Source organism: Pseudoalteromonas obscura (assembly GCF_030135505.1).
Classification (GTDB): Bacteria; Pseudomonadota; Gammaproteobacteria; order Enterobacterales; family Alteromonadaceae; genus Pseudoalteromonas; species Pseudoalteromonas obscura.
In genome coordinates this window covers 178,583-193,436 of the sequence record NZ_JASJUT010000011.1, presented here as the reverse complement: position 1 = coordinate 193,436, position 14,854 = coordinate 178,583, and the positions used below count along the sequence as shown (strand labels likewise).

At 40.0% G+C, this 14,854-nt stretch carries 11 protein-coding genes; all 11 read right to left on the bottom strand.

Annotation, left to right across the window (positions count from 1 at the left end):
• Positions 1-867, bottom strand: coding sequence for a glucose-1-phosphate thymidylyltransferase RfbA (rfbA, locus tag QNM18_RS21385; RefSeq protein ID WP_284138382.1), 867 nt, complete (start codon positions 865-867; stop codon positions 1-3).
• Entirely contained in the window at positions 867-1,949 is a 1,083-nt protein-coding gene (gene rfbB / locus QNM18_RS21380; protein WP_284138381.1) for a dTDP-glucose 4,6-dehydratase, read from the bottom strand. Before rfbB ends, rfbA begins: the two co-directional genes overlap by 1 nt.
• A complete protein-coding gene (locus QNM18_RS21375) occupies positions 1,946-2,983 on the bottom strand; it encodes an NAD-dependent epimerase/dehydratase family protein (RefSeq protein WP_211011941.1) in 1,038 nt (345 codons plus the stop codon). The genes rfbB and QNM18_RS21375 overlap by 4 nt, the downstream gene beginning before the upstream one ends.
• A gap of 93 nt (positions 2,984-3,076) precedes the next feature.
• Positions 3,077-4,357, bottom strand: coding sequence for a Vi polysaccharide biosynthesis UDP-N-acetylglucosamine C-6 dehydrogenase TviB (gene tviB / locus QNM18_RS21370; protein ID WP_211011940.1), 1,281 nt, complete (start codon positions 4,355-4,357; stop codon positions 3,077-3,079).
• A gap of 27 nt (positions 4,358-4,384) precedes the next feature.
• On the bottom strand, positions 4,385-6,622 hold the full coding sequence (locus QNM18_RS21365; RefSeq protein WP_284138380.1) for a polysaccharide biosynthesis tyrosine autokinase: 2,238 nt from the start codon (positions 6,620-6,622) through the stop codon (positions 4,385-4,387).
• Between the two features lie 14 nt (positions 6,623-6,636).
• Positions 6,637-7,071: a low molecular weight protein-tyrosine-phosphatase gene (locus tag QNM18_RS21360; protein ID WP_211011938.1), complete on the bottom strand. Its 435-nt coding sequence runs from the start codon at positions 7,069-7,071 to the stop codon at positions 6,637-6,639.
• A 15-nt stretch (positions 7,072-7,086) separates the two neighbouring features.
• Complete coding sequence (locus QNM18_RS21355; protein WP_211011937.1) at positions 7,087-8,211, bottom strand: polysaccharide export protein; 1,125 nt, start codon at positions 8,209-8,211, stop codon at positions 7,087-7,089.
• A 923-nt stretch (positions 8,212-9,134) separates the two neighbouring features.
• Entirely contained in the window at positions 9,135-10,301 is a 1,167-nt protein-coding gene (locus tag QNM18_RS21350) for a nucleotide sugar dehydrogenase (RefSeq protein WP_211011936.1), read from the bottom strand.
• A 667-nt stretch (positions 10,302-10,968) separates the two neighbouring features.
• Positions 10,969-12,408, bottom strand: a complete 1,440-nt coding sequence (locus QNM18_RS21345) for a phosphomannomutase (RefSeq protein ID WP_211011935.1) — start codon at positions 12,406-12,408, stop codon at positions 10,969-10,971.
• On the bottom strand, positions 12,408-13,814 hold the full coding sequence (locus QNM18_RS21340; RefSeq protein WP_211011934.1) for a mannose-1-phosphate guanylyltransferase/mannose-6-phosphate isomerase: 1,407 nt from the start codon (positions 13,812-13,814) through the stop codon (positions 12,408-12,410). The genes QNM18_RS21345 and QNM18_RS21340 overlap by 1 nt, the downstream gene beginning before the upstream one ends.
• A 308-nt stretch (positions 13,815-14,122) precedes the next feature.
• Entirely contained in the window at positions 14,123-14,836 is a 714-nt protein-coding gene (locus tag QNM18_RS21335) for a WecB/TagA/CpsF family glycosyltransferase (RefSeq protein ID WP_211011933.1), read from the bottom strand.
• Positions 14,837-14,854 lie beyond the last annotated feature (18 nt).

Here is a 14,854-nt window from a genome sequence, read left to right as displayed (position 1 = left end):
TCACTCTTCCACTAGTTCTAATAAATATCGGCCATAACCATTCTTCGATAAAGAATCACCGGCCTTGATGATTTGCTCTTTGCTCAACCAGCCATTTCTAAAAGCAATCTCTTCTAGACAGGCAACTTTATACCCTTGACGCTTTTCTATCGTTTCAACAAAATGTGCTGCTTCAAGCAAGCTACCATGTGTTCCAGTATCCAACCACGCATACCCTCGACCTAAAATGTCGACTGTCAAATCACCTCTCTCTAAGTAAGCCTGATTAATACTTGTGATTTCAAGCTCGCCTCGGTGAGATGGCTTTATTGATTTTGCAATTTTAACGACATCATTATCGTAAAAATATAAACCCGTAACTGCATAACGTGATTTTGGATTTTCTGGCTTTTCTTCAATTGAAATTGCGCGCATATCGCTGTCAAACTCAACGACACCGAATCTGTCAGGATCTTTTACTTTATAGCCAAATACAGTGGCACCTTTAGTTAAAGCTGCAGCACTTTGTAATTTAGGGGAAAAGCCCTGACCATAAAAAATATTATCACCTAGAACAAGGCACACTGAGTCACTTCCAATAAAGTCTTCACCAATGATGAAAGCTTGCGCTAAACCGTCAGGGCTAGGCTGGCTTGCGTATGATAGCTCTATTCCAAAGTCTGAACCGTCGCCAAGTAACCTTTGAAAACTGCTTTTGTCTTCAGGCGTCGTTATAATCAATACTTCTCGGATACCAGCTAACATCAATACAGATAGCGGGTAATAGATCATTGGCTTATCATATACAGGCAAAAGTTGCTTGGATACTCCGCGAGTTATTGGATAAAGACGCGTACCTGAGCCCCCAGCTAGAATGATTCCTTTCACTATTTATTCTCCTGTTCGGCTTTACCTAGCCTTTCAAGTTTATAGTCACCTGACAAAACATTTTTCCACCACTGCTCATTCTCTAAATACCAAAGAATTGTTTTTCTTAAGCCTGATTCAAATGTTTCCTTTGGCTCCCAACCAAGCTCTTTTTTAATTTTATTGGCATCAATTGCGTAACGCATATCATGGCCAGGTCTATCCTCCACAAAGGTTATCTGGTCACGATACATAGTCTCTTTTGGTTTTATCTCGTCTAGAATGGCGCAAATGGTCTGTACAACCTCAATATTTTGCTTTTCGTTATATCCGCCAATATTGTAAGTTTCTCCGGCCACTCCTTGTGTCGCAACCGTTACAAGTGCTTCAGCGTGATCCTCTACATATAACCAATCTCGGATTTGATTACCTTTGCCATATATAGGTAAGGGTTTGCCAGCTAACGCATTCAAGATCACTAATGGAATCAACTTCTCTGGGAAGTGATACGGACCATAGTTATTTGAACAATTGGTGATTATTGCTGGTAAGCCATATGTTCTTGCCCAAGCACGTACTAGATGATCTGAACTCGCTTTACTAGCAGAGTAAGGCGAGCTTGGTGCATATGGTGTCTGTTCATGGAACAGTGGTAAATCGCCGTCATGTTCATCTGGGTGAGGTAAATCACCATAGACTTCATCGGTCGAAATATGATGGAATCTAAAATGAGATTTAACATCTTCACCTAGCTTTGACCAATATAGACGAGCCTGCTCTAGCAAAGTATATGTTCCAATAATATTGGTTTGCATAAACTCACCAGGGCCATCAATTGACCTATCTACGTGACTTTCAGCTGCAAGATGCATTATTACGGTAGGTTGGTGCTCTTCTAATACACGATTGACAGCGACAGCGTCACAAATATCAACCTGCTCAAAAGCATATCGTTCACTTTCAGCAACACTGTTTAGGGACTCAAGGTTACCTGCATAAGTCAGCTTATCTAAGTTAACTACCGAGTAATTTGTATTATTTATAATATATCTAACAACTGCAGAGCCGATAAAACCGGCTCCACCTGTGACTAAAATTTTCATATGCTACTTGTATCACTTAGAAATGCTTTATACCAAGGCATCGCTTTGCTTATACCTTCTAAAATTCGGTACTCTGGTGAATAGCCTAAGTAATCTCGCGCTTTACTCACATCAGCTTGTGAATGACGAACATCACCGGCTCTAAAGTCTCTATAGTTCGGTTGTGCTGTAACGATTACATCACATTCCTTCAAAGCTTCTTGAATTGCACCATAAAGTTGATTCAATGTTGTTCTGTCACCTACGGCCACATTATACACTTTATCTTTGGCTTCATCCGGAGCGGTCGCCGCAAGAATATTCATCTGGACTGTATTTTCAATGAAGCAGAAATCTCGGCTAGTCTCACCATCTCCGTTGATAAAAACATCTTCACCTTGAATCATAGCCGCTGTCCATTTAGGAATAACCGCTGCATATGCACCGTTAGGATCCTGACGTTTACCGAATACATTAAAATAACGTAATCCTATCGTTTTGAATCCATAAGTCTTTGCAAATACACCCGCATACAGTTCATTGACATACTTAGTGACAGCATATGGAGATAGTGGGTTTCCGATATTTTCCTCTACTTTAGGTAAAGCAGGGTGATCTCCATAAGTTGAGCTACTCGCAGCATACGTAAAGCTTTTTACTTTTGCTTCTTTCGCAGCCTGCAACATATTTAAAAAGCCAGTAATGTTTGCTGAGTTTGTCGTAATGGGGTCAGCAATAGAGCGAGGAACAGAACCAAGTGCAGCCTGATGAAGCACATATTCAACACCGTTCACTGCGTCTTCGCATGTTTTGTAATCGCGAATATCACCTTCAATAAATTGAAAGTTACTCCACTGTTCTTCGTTTACTAACCCTTTCACTTCATCAAGATTATGTTGATGACCTGTGGCAAAGTTATCTAAACCAACCACTTTCTGGTCCAACTTTAGAAGTGTTTCTAACAAGTTGGAACCAATAAACCCTGCAACACCAGTTACTAACCAAGTTTTAGGCGTGTTCTTTAATTCTTTTTTAATTTCGTCAAAACGAGTCATGAGTGTCCTTTTTTATTTAAGATAAAGCTTTCAGCTGAAGCTTTTATTACCACCGTAAAAAATCAAACGCGGTTGCTTCAAACCTAAGTTCGACTACAGACGCATGTCTACTGAGTTTTTATCTAAAACGTATTTAAGGTCATAAAGTACATGCTCAGGTTTGCCTAACTTGCGAATTTCCTCAGCACCAAGCTCTTTGAATTCATTGTGACCAACGGCCAACAAAATTGCATCATAGTGCCCTTGTTTCGCTTCTGACGCTAATTCAATACCGTATTCATGTTTGGCTTCATCGCTTGAACACCAAGGATCTACAACATCCACATTGACGCTGTATTCTTTTAACTCTTCAACGATATCAATTACTCGAGTATTTCTTAAATCTGGGCAGTTTTCTTTAAAAGTGAATCCCATAACTAACACATTCGCACCCTTAATGTGAATGCGTCTATGGAGCATTTTCTTGACAAGTTGAGAAACAACATACTGACCCATACCATCATTGAGGCGACGTCCAGCCAAAATCATTTCAGGGTGGTAACCTACAGTTTGAGCTTTATGTGTTAGATAATAAGGGTCAACACCGATACAGTGACCACCAACAAGACCTGGGCGGAATGGTAAAAAGTTCCATTTAGTACCAGCGGCTTCAAGTACTTCTAAAGTATCGATATTCAGCTGATTAAAAATAATAGACAGCTCATTGATCAATGCAATATTGACATCTCTCTGAGTGTTTTCAATCACTTTTGCAGCTTCTGCAACCTTAATGCTCGATGCTTTATGTGTACCTGCGGTGATAATTGATTTATATAAACCATCAACTAAATCGGCGATTTCAGGTGTAGAACCTGAAGTAACCTTTAAAATATTTGTTACACGATGCTCTTTATCACCTGGGTTGATACGCTCAGGTGAATACCCAGCATAGAAGTCTTTATTAAACTCTAGACCTGAAACAGCCTCAACAATTGGGATACAGTCTTCTTCAGTAGCACCAGGGTATACCGTAGATTCATAGATAATGATATCACCCTGACTTACCACTTTACCTAACATCTCACTTGCTTTTATCAACGGTGTTAAGTCAGGCTGGTTGTGCTGATCAATTGGAGTCGGGACCGTTACAATATAAACATTACAAGTTTTTAAGTCTTCTACATTGTATGAGTAGCTAAGTAACGGAGCCTGTTGAAGCTCTTGGTCACTAACTTCTAGAGTTGTATCGTGACCATTCAACAATTCTGAAATCCGGCCTTGATTTATATCGAAGCCAAGAGTCTGATATTGTTTACCAAATTCAACCGCTAATGGTAAACCTACATAGCCCAAACCGATAATGGCTATTTTCTTCCCTTTTAATAACTCTTGCATACTCATTCTCTTTTCTAAAACTTAAAATTATTTATCTGATTTGTATTCATAGTTGTAGTAGCCATAATAGCCATATGCGTTACTCGCTTTTTTGACTACGCCGTTAAATACAACACCCTTGACATCAATACCGTTTTGTTCAAAACGATTGCGAGTTAACTCCAATTCTTTCACATGGTTTTGACCAAATCGTGTGACAAGAAGCGTTGCACCTGCATGTGCACTGACTATTGCAGGGTCTGTAACCGCTAGAATAGGTGGCGTATCTATGATAACTAAATCGTATTTTGCACTTACTTCTTCTACCAATTTTGAGAAGCTTTCGTGCATCAATAGCTCTGAAGGATTTGGCGGTATTTGACCACGAGTCATAACGTCTAAACCTTCAACCTGACTGTGCTTAGTCACCGTCTCAAGATCTGCTCTGCCCGATAGGTAGTCACTTAAACCGTTATCCCATTGCATACCGAACTGTGTTTGCAAATAGCCTTTACGCATATCGGCATCAATAATCAGTACTTTCTTATCACTTTGAGCCAATACTGTTGCAAGGTTAACGGAAATAAATGATTTACCAACACCTGGACTTGGGCCTGAAATCGCAATGACATTATTTTTTGCTTCCATCATCGCAAAATGTAAACTAGTTCTTAAACTACGTAATGCCTCAATTGATAGATCTGCTGGGTTATCCATTGCAAGAATTGACTTCGCTTTTGCTGTTTTGCCTTTTCTTGCTCTTGCAAAACCAGTCAACTTAACTTGATATTCTGAGTAAGGCACACTTGCGTACACAGGAAGTCCTAAAGCTTCAATTTCACTTGGATCTTCGATCCCTCTATGAATCGCTTTTTGAATAATCACAATTACGACGGCAATCAGACCACCAAGCAAGGTAGCTATAATAGCTATCAACGCTTTTTGAGGTTTGACCGGCTTTGAAATATTAACCTCGGCGAGATCAATCACACGCACATTACCAACGGTACCTGCTCGCACAATATCTAACTCTTGAGTTTTCGCCAATAGCAAAGTGTAAATTTCATTATTTACTTCTACATCGCGAGTCAAACGCAACAATTCTTGCTGTGTTTCAGGTAATACTTGCACTTCTGCGGCCAAACGACGCTTCTGATTTTCAACCGCGTCGATCTGCTCAATCGCAGCTTGGTAACTAGGGTGACCTTGCTTAAATTTGCGACCCAATTCTAGTTTTTTCAGCTCAAGTTCTTGTAGCTGAGTTTCAAGTTTAACTAACTGTCTTAATACACCTTCAGTTTCTAAAGTGATATCTACAGATTGTTGCTTAACTTGATAATCATTGAAAAGTTGCTCGGCATACTCTAATTGCTTTTTAACAAGTGGCAATTGATATTCTAGAAAATCAAGCGATTTTTGAGCTTCAGCACTGTTACGCTCAACATTTTGTCTGACATAAATTTCAGCAACTTTATTGAGTACTACTTTTGCGTATTCAGCATCTGTACTTTGAAGGCTTAAATTAATGATACCGGAGTCTTTACCTTTTTCCCCAGCACCTATGGCAGTTTGCAAATCCAAAATCGTATTCAAACGGTCACGCTTAAGCAATGAAAATTCAGTGCCTGGTCTCGCGTTCAAAGTTTTTAGCGTTAGTTTAAAAACGCCATTTGAGACTTCTTCACCAACTTTACCTGATAGCAGGCTGTCGCCATTGCCATTCAATAAACTAAACTGGTTATTTTCTAGCGCAATTAGAGTGAAGTTAACACCAATTGCATTTTGAGGGACCTCGAATTTAAATACTTCAATTTGTTCTCCACCCCATGCGTAACTATCGGCACCAAAGCTCGGTTCAGCTAAGTCCCCTTCACTCAACGGAGTAAATTTACGAAAAGAACGACCACCAATCATCGGGAATAATTTAGGGACAGCCACTATATCTAGTTTTAAGCTATCAACTGCTTCACCGATGATACTGCGAGATTTAAGCAGTTCGATTTCAGTCACGGCAGCTGAAGTACTTTCAAACATGCCTCCTAATTCATCAAACCCAGGAACAGATCCGCCTTTTTCTTCCACCTGTATCATTGCAGTCGCTTGATAAATTGGTGTACTAAATACTGCAACAGCAACACCAATTAACATGAATATGGCTGTTACACAAATAATGAAAAGCTTTCTGTCTAATAGTGCTCCAAATAGAGCCATTAAATCAATTTCTTGCGCTTGCTCGGCTGTTTGCTTATTTTGCGAGCCACTTACTAGGTTTGATTGAGCATTCATTGACTCTTTCATCCTTATAAATACTTCTGCCAAGCGCTACAAGCGCTATCTATTAACTCAAAAACATGTTCAAAAGCTTCTCGACTTTGTCGGTAAGGATCTGGCACCTCTTTATCACCGAGCCACTTACCAAGCAAAAACGTTTTGCCTCGAGCCTCAGGGTAACGATTGCATAAATCTTGAACATGCCTATTTTCCATCACTAGAATCAGAGAGTTCTGCGCGACAAGTGAAGAGTTAAGTTGACGCCCTTGATGCGGTGCCATATCGATACCATGCTTATTGGCAAGTTCGCTAGCCATGCCGTCAGCAGGCTTGCCTTCAAGAGCTGTCAAACCTGCCGATGACACTTTGATATCTGTGTCAATTAACTTGCTTTTTAAGACATACTCAGCGGTAGGGCTTCTACAAATATTTCCAGCGCAGACAACCAATATACTATCAAACATTCTTTAAATACCTATCTACTGATTATCTATATCTTGTAACGCATCAACTGTTGAGAGTGAAGGTAGAAGTAGACTTATAACTTTATTCCATCTAGCAATTGGCGCACTCGTAACATAAACAATATCTTGAGGTTCAAGCTCAAATTGCTCAGCAAAAACTAGTGCAGCAATATTATTTGCTCTAAGCTGATATACATCGGCAATAACACCGTCTGTTTCAAAATTCCGCTTTCTTAATACAAAGATACCGTTTGCGTTCGCACTGCGTTCATTTATACCGCCAACCTCTGACAAAGCTTCAGCTAAGCTTAGACCATAGCGCTTCACTTCTACAGTACCAACTTTAGTCACATCTCCCATAACATAAACATTTCTTTTGTCGTTACGAGACACATGTATTACATCGCCATGTTGTAATAGCCTATTTTGCGAAATATCACCGCTAGCATAAAAATCATCCAACTTGATTGACTCTTTATGCTCACCGCGAGTGAATGTGACCGTTTTCCAGTCAGCACGCTCACTCAAACCACCAGCTTGACTGATCGCATCAATAAGTGTCAGGGGGGTTTCTGTTATTGGATAAACGCCAGGCTTACGCACTTCACCAGTAACATACGCCTTTTGGCTTTTAAACCCGACAACTTTAACATCGATTTGAGGGTCTTCGATTACTCGCCCTAGGCGCTTTACCAATTGCTCTCTAATTTCAACGACGGTTTTACCTGCCGCTTGAACTTTTGGCGCATAGGCATAAGTAATAGTCCCATCTGCTTGAACCCTAAAACCATCAAACTCTGCCGTTCTTTGAACTGCTGCTGGTATAGTTAATTCGGGATGGTCCCAAACGCCAACAGTAATTACGTCCCCTACTCCTAGACGATACTCATAGCTGGACAAGTCTAATCCTTGGGAAAGAGTATTTTGCGCTTTATCTTGGAGACGCTTCTGTTGGTTTATTAAATTAGAATCAATTAGCTGAATATTAACTTTTGAAAGCTCTTGCTCCAAGCTTGTTGTTTTATCACCTGACGTAATTCCTTCAAAATGCCCACCGGGGATCAAGGTGCAGCCACTCATTACCAATACACATGCTGACGCGATAGAAGTGGCAATGGTTTTTTTACAACATAGGGCCATTTTTTCTTCCTAAATATTTTTAATACTTATTCTTTGTTACTAAGTTCTCAGTCACTTAAGAGCATTAAGCTACACTTACGAGATGGCTAATTAAAGCATGCACCGATTCCAATCGCAAGTTTACATTGCGTTAATGTTACATGAGCTTTACTAAAGATTTATTGCAATAGCTATTCGAGTAGATTTTTTTCAAGGTAAGAGAAATTCATATATTAAAGTATTAATCTTGTGCCGATTTTCATGCATTTTTGAGAAGTTTTAACCTTCCCAGAACGTGTTACCAAAAAGCTTAAATCGCACTCAAAAGTTGTAAAAAATGCAATTATTCAATCTTCGAAATTTAACACATCAACTAGACTAAAGACTTATATCCCACCTATGCTTAATCTCAACCTAATATTTTAGGCTCAATGACCGCCATATACGAATATAACTGAATAAAAATTGGGTTCGGTTTCATACTACTCCTTGTATCTGATTGGACATACCCTCTCAACGCGAGGCATTATACAGAATAATTTTTCGACCGCCAATTATAAAACTGTGGGAACAAAATAAAAAACGTCACATTGACAATTGTATGTTAACAACTCAGACAAGCCAGCTGGAGTACATGCTCATGTGAACTGACAACAAGACAAATCACACTTTATTCCAAGTCATTCATGGAGTGACCTTTTTTGCTGAGCAAGCCAATAAAAAGTTACGTTAAGGCGGGTTTTAAGCCAAGTAGCGAGGCTCTACTGACTATGCAAAAATATTGGTCAGCGGCATATAAGTTCAGAGCTTAAATCTGCATTAGTAGCAAAACCAAAGCAGTGAATATTCTAATAGAGCCATTGATGATGTGTCACTTAAACCTCAAGATGCTAGGTAGTAAGTTTTAAAATCGACTTTCCACCTCACGCAGGCTGCATCTCACATCAATCCTTACCAAATAAGTCTCGCGTATACACTTTATCGTTAACGTCCATGAGTTCAGGTGACATGCGGTTTGCAATAATTATATCGGCTTCATGTTTCAACAACGCCAAATTGTCAGTCACTTTAGAATTAAAATAGCGTTCTCCCTGATACATTGGCTCATATACAATAACCTCAATCCCTTTCGCTTTTATGCGTTTCATGACACCTTGAATTGCCGAAGCTCTGAAGTTGTCAGATCCAGATTTCATTGCCAATCGATATATGCCAACAACATTTGGCTTCTTACTCATAATAGACTCAGCTATGAAATCTTTTCTGGTTCGATTGGCATCTACAATTGCGCCAATAATATTACTAGGCACATCTTGATAATTGGCAACCAGTTGCTTGGTGTCTTTAGGCAGACAGTAGCCTCCGTAGCCAAACGACGGATTATTGTAATGGTCTCCAATTCGGGGGTCCAAGCACACTCCCTGTATTATTTGTCGGGTATTTAACTTATGTGCTTCTGAGTAACTATCAAGTTCATTGAAATAGGCAATTCGCATAGCAAGATAGGTATTCGAAAATAACTTAACAGCTTCAGCTTCTGTTGAGCCAGTAAATAGGATTTCAACATCTCGTTTCTTTGCGCCAAGACTCATTAATTCTGCAAAGTGGTGTGCTTTTTGACACTGACTTCCAACAATAATGCGCGACGGATATAAGTTGTCATAAAGCGCTTTACCTTCACGCAGAAATTCAGGAGAAAAGATAATGCGTTCAAATTGGTATTTTGCTCTTAGACTCGCTGTATACCCAACCGGAACCGTTGATTTTACAATGATGGTCGCACGCGGGTTAATGTCAATAATGTCTTCAACCACACTTTCAACTGAAGCGGTGTTGAAACAATTGCTCGTAGGGTCATAATTTGTTGGAGTCGCAACAATAACAAATTCCGCCTGGGAAAAAGCGGCCTCTTTGTTAGTCGTAGCAGTTAACTGTAGCTTACCTTCCGCAAGATAATTGCTAATTTCTGGATCAAGAATTGGGGAAACCTTGTTGTTGACCGCCTGTGCTTTACTTGGGTCAATATCATAGGCAATAACGTCATTGTGTTGTGCCAAAAGCACTGCGTTCGAAAGTCCAACATAACCTATACCTGCCACAGCTATCTTCATTTCACCTTCCCTGCCAACCAACTGGTTAATTAAATTACATTCGCCTGCGCTTTCAATGGGCTTGATCAATAAATCAAGGATTGAGCTCCATAATGCATGGGGAAAGTGTCAAAAATGTTAACGCGTGAGCGGTTGATACTCTTTTTTAATGTGAAAATAGATATCATGTTTCATAAAGTGAGACCGAAATAGCCCTCACCTCAATTGATATCTGGTGAAGAATAATTAACGTGGATAGAGATAATAAAGCAACTCCTTGTGAGTACACATCAATTCCAAATAGCCACTTAAAGTCCTTAAAAAATAAAGGAGTTATGGCTACACGAACAGTTTCAACAAGCCAATGGAGTGACAAATGGTTGGTCAGAGCATTATCATTCCGTATGGTCTTAGCATATATTCAAAACGAATAGTTTGATGTTGTAATGATGAAGCTTAGTAACTCTGCAACACAGCGCCTTTAAAACTAGACTCTTGACGAATAGAGCTGAATATATTGACCATCATGATGACGATTGGCCAAGCAGGTTATGTTGGACAAATTGAAAGGGGGTTGCGAGCATACCACATCAGTGCCAAGCCCGAAAATGGGTGCTAAAGCCCCTCAAATTCAAGCAAAGATAAAGTGAACTACAACAAGCAAGTTCACCTTATCCATGGCTCTGCTTTAGATGTTTGAGATTTGATTTATATACGCCAAAGCAAGTTCTACTAGTTCCTCTGCACGACTCTGCGTATCTGCCTCAGCATAACACCTTAACTCAGGTGCATTGCCCGATGGTCTAAAGTGAACGATTTCACCGCTTGTAAAAAACATTCTAAAACCATCTATTTCATTGGTTAATTCCAAAACACCTTCAATGACAAGTGCCTGTCTAAGCTCATTTCTCACATCTTCAGAGTTTGCTAATTTGTCAATTAAAGAAAGACTACTTTCACGCGGGATGTCTTTTATTCGATCACTGGCAGTAAATCGCTTTGGAAGATCACTAATAATTGTGCTGATAGCTTTTTGTTTTGACCACGCCTCATTGAAAAGAACCAGTGCAGGAAGTACCGCATCCCTTGTAGGCAATGCATGATATAGGCCATCAGCATAATAACAATCACTGCCTAAAAGAAAACCGCCATTTGCTTCGAAACCAGCATATGGCTTTAAGCTTTCCTCTTGATCACTAAATGCTTCAATAACATACGGAGAGCCAATCTTTGTTCTCACAACTTGTTTAAATGCACCTGAGGATTCAATTGCACTATTACAACTTACAGGGGTCGCCAACAACTTAGCACCAAGATACTTTGCAGTCACAAGGCCTAATATGTCACCGCGTAACCACTGCCCTAACTCATCAGCAATTAAAGGTCTATCGCCATCGCCATCGGTTGAAAAGATAGCATCTAACTTCAATTCTTTAGACCAATTAAGCGCTTTAGACTTATCCTCTTCCGAAACGGCCTCTGTATCGATTGGAACAAACTGATCACTCCGCCCTAGTGAAATCACCTGTGCGCCTAGCGATTCAAAAATCTGTTTATAGATATCACGGCCAGCACTTGAATGTTCGTACACGCCAAGCTTTTTACCTGAAAAAGGTTTATTCGGAAAGTGTTGTGTATATCTCTCAATATACAATTCCTTTGCGGCGCTCAGAGTCTCAAGTTCAGGCTCATTCTCAGGCGTAACAACCTCGGCATCACTATTAATAATTTTAAGCTCATCAGCCTTAGTGATTTCGCCATCTGGTCGATAAAACTTTAAACCATTGCGATCGAAAGGAATGTGGCTGCCTGTAACCATGATGCACGGAATACGGTTTTGCATCGAATACAGCGCAAGAGCTGGCGTGGGCAATACGCCAAAAAATTCAGCGTCATAACCTAATGCCTGTACCATTGCAGAAATAGATCTCGCCATAGCAGAACTGCTTGGTCGGTTATCAATTGCAATAGCCACCTTCCCAAATGAGAAGTCTGCTTCTAATGCTTTGATAAATGCGACCGTGAAGGCACAACACGCAGCTGGTGTAAACTGCTCAACCAGCCCTCGTGCACCACTGGTTCCAAATGCAATTCCGCTTTGCTTAATTAAATGGCTTGCGTTTGTCATTATTTAACTCTTCCGTATCGGTCTTCAAAACGGACAATGTCGTCCTCTCCAAGGTAAGATCCAGACTGCACTTCAATTAGCTCTAAATCTACTTTGCCAGGGTTTTCCAGTGCATGAATAGATGTAATGGGAATATAGACAGACTCATTCTCAGTAACAAATCTTTCCTCACCATCTAGGTGTACTTTGGCAGTACCTGATACAACAATCCAATGCTCGGCACGGTGATGATGCATCTGTACTGACAGCTTCGCGCCTGGTTTGACTGTGATTCTTTTAACTTGGAAACGCTCGCCATTGTCTACTGAGTCATACTTACCCCAAGGGCGATATACTTCTCTATGAAATGTGACTTCAGAGCGCTGATCACGTTTAAGCTGATTAACAACTTCTTTTACTTTTTGCGACTCGTTTTTATGTGCGACCAGTACTGCATCTTTAGTGTTAACAATAACGAGATCTTCAACACCTACTGTTGAAACAAGCTTATCTTCTCCAAACACTAATGTATTTTTTGTATCTACAGACTTAACATCACCAATAAATGCGTTACCATTTTCATCTTTCTCGGAAACTTCCCACAGTGCAGCAAATCCACCAACGTCATTCCAGCCCGCATCCATAGGAACAACCACAGCATCTTTAGTATGCTCCATTACAGCGTAGTCGATCGATTCATCTGGACAAGCTTCAAAAGCCGCTTTATCAACACGGACAAAGTCCATATCGCTATTTTGAACTTCAACTGCTTTTTCACAAGCTGAATATATATCAGGACGAAATGCCTTTAACTCTTCTAGATATCGACTGGCTTTGAATAAGAACATGCCGCTATTCCAGTAATAATCACCACTTGCAATATATTGTTTTGCGGTGCTTAAATCTGGCTTTTCTACAAAGCTATTTACCACAAAGCCATTTTCAATAGCTTCGCCTCTTTTGATATAACCATAGCCAGTTTCAGGCGTGTTTCCAACAATCCCGAAAGTCACTAATTTACCTTGCAACGCCAAAGATTTAGCTTTCTCAACACTCTCTAAAAATGCAGCTTGATGTTCGATCACATGGTCTGCAGCTAATACCAGCAACAAAGGGTCTTCATTATTTTCAATAGCTTTGAAAGCAGCCAGCGCGATAGCAGGCGCAGTATTACGTCCTACTGGCTCTAAAAATATCCCACTGTGTTTAACATCAAGTTGACGCACTTGCTCTGCAGCGATAAAGCGATGCTCTTCATTACAGATCAACATAACTGGGCTGTGTTCAAGACCATTCAAACGAGAAATAGTCTCTTGCAACATGGTGTTTTCACCATGTAGTTTTAAAAATTGCTTAGGATAATTGCCGCGTGATAAAGGCCATAGGCGTGTACCCGAACCACCCGCCATTATAATTGGTAAAATCATATGTCACCTAACTTCTTAAATATAATATGGGCCAACCCTTACAACTAAATTGCAGACTTACCCTTAAAACTACTTGCCTATTTATTGGTAACTAAACACCAAATAAACAATAATATTGTGAACCTTTGCAAACACTGCCTTGTAGTATGCAATCGCAAAGGTGTACCACATCAAATGGCTGAAAATGCCTTCCTATAAACAGGCCAAAAATCAGGCTTAAGGCCCAATTTAAGCTATATCAACCTTTAAGGTTAACGCCAACTTATCTTAGTATCAGCAGAGGCACCTTATATCCAATCGTAAAAAGATTACTTCCAGACGTAAAAGAAAACCCTCAGGCTCTTAATTAGTCGAACTAAGCGAAATAGTTTAGGCTCTTGGACTAATCTATATACCCCTTCAAAGCCCGCTTTCTGAACCCATAAAGGCGCCCTCTTAATTTCTCCTGAGAAAAATGAGATGCTGCCGCCACACCCGACAACCCACTTTACGCCAATTTTTTTCAAGGCTTCTAAGTTATCATAAATCCACTGTTCTTGTTTTTTGGCTCCAAATGCAACAAACAAGTAGGTTGGTTTAGCATCAGAAATTCTTTCCAACATAGCGTTATTGGATTGCTCAGAAAACCCATTGGCTTCATATGGAGGCGAAAACCCCGAGCAGCGAGCGCCATATTCATTTATTGCTTTATCTACAGCGCGCTGATTGACTTCTTCTCTATCCCCCAGCAGGAAAACATGCTCTTGACGATCTTTAGATTTTTTTATGACATCGTAAATCAGGTCTGAGCCACTGATTTTGTCAAACTTTTTACCTGACTTTAGTTTGGCAATTATATAGGGAATTTGCCCATCGAACGTTGCCACACTGTTGTTTAGGATTTTAAGAAAGTCTTTATTTTTATTGGCCTCAACGATGAATTCAGCATTCACCGTTGTTACGAACTTCAACTCATCGTCGACGTTCATTACTTCTTTTTTAGACAACCCTTTAAAATCGATTCCAAAAACTTTTAAAGACATGAAATTAACTCTATAAAC